At 58.2% G+C, this 1,165-nt stretch carries 1 protein-coding gene, 1 tRNA gene and 1 pseudogene; all 3 read left to right on the top strand.

All coding sequences use genetic code 11. The features are described 5' to 3' along the window. The first annotated feature begins 137 nt into the window (after positions 1 to 137). A tRNA-Glu gene (locus ACXRVY_RS30465) sits at positions 138 to 213 on the top strand. A 184-nt stretch (positions 214 to 397) separates the two neighbouring features. Beyond that, positions 398 to 937 carry a TetR/AcrR family transcriptional regulator gene (locus ACXRVY_RS30460; protein WP_223457063.1) on the top strand — a complete coding sequence of 180 codons (540 nt, stop codon included), beginning with the start codon at positions 398 to 400 and terminating at the stop codon, positions 935 to 937. Positions 938 to 966: 29 nt separating this feature from the next. Further along, positions 967 to 1,165 (top strand): annotated as a pseudogene (locus ACXRVY_RS30455) (alpha/beta hydrolase); the annotation flags it as partial.

Below are 1,165 nucleotides of genomic sequence, written 5' to 3'. Positions count from 1 at the left end.
GAGAGCGCCTGCATGGCATGCAGGAGGTCAGCGGTTCGATCCCGCTTAGCTCCACCAATTTTACAGTTCAAGGTCTGGCCACACCGGCCTTGAATCGATCAGCTCTCAGCACTGATCAGTTGTATAGAAGGGTTTGTGTCCCCTTCGTCTAGTGGCCTAGGACACCGCCCTTTCACGGCGGTAACAGGGGTTCGAGTCCCCTAGGGGACGCCACGATTACCCGCTCTGCGGGATTTATAAGGGTCATTCAATTATTGAATGGCCCTTTTGTTTGTCTGGCGTTTGGCCAAATTCCTCCATTTCCAAAAAAACTGTTCTTCAGACCAGCGGTCACACCCATGACTTGCTAAAATTTATTATGAGAATAATATTTCAATCGTAATATTCGGAGGCGACGATGAACGATAAAAAAGCTCAAACCCGCGAACGCATTCTCAAGGCCGCCAGCGCAGCGCTGATTCAGCGCGGYCCGGCCGAGCCAAGCGTGGGCGAAGTGATGGGCGCGGCGGGCCTGACGGTCGGCGGCTTCTACGCACACTTCGAAAGCAAGGACGCGATGATGCTGGAGGCGTTCAAGCAATTGCTCGGTCACCGCCGCGACCTGATTGCCGACATGGACGCGGAGTTGACCGGCGAAGAGCGCCGCACTCTGGTGGCAGCGTTTTACCTGTCGCGCAAGCACCGTGATTCCTCCGAATCGGCCTGTCCGATCCCGGCATCGGTCGGCGAACTGGGGCGGCTGCCGGAAGCGTTTCGTGTCGCTCTGAATGAACATGTGGAAATGATGGTTGCGCAGTTGGCGGCCAGTCCTGAAGAAACCGAAAAAGCCCTGGCCGACATGGCCTTGATGGTGGGTGGGCTGGCTCTGGCGCGGGCGCTGGGGCCGGGAGAGTTGTCCGATCGATTACTGCGTGCCGCCAAATCGGCAGTGCGTTGACCTGAAGGCTGCGGCCTGAGGAGAATGCGATGAGCGCGTTAAAGTGGGTTCGTGGCGTTAATGGCACCTTGGGCTGGTTTGCCCCGAAACTGGTCGCTAGCAAAATGCGACTGGCCTTCATGACACCGCGAGATCTGCCGCCCCGTGACTGGGAGCTGCCGCTGTTGGCGAAGTCCGAGCGGATCACCTTGCGTTTCGGGCTCTCGGCGTTACGTTGGGGGCAGGGCC

Source organism: Pseudomonas sp. P5_A2_2, from assembly GCF_054177685.1.
Note: the sequence above shows the minus strand (reverse complement) of the source record. Positions and strands in the feature narration are given on the sequence as shown.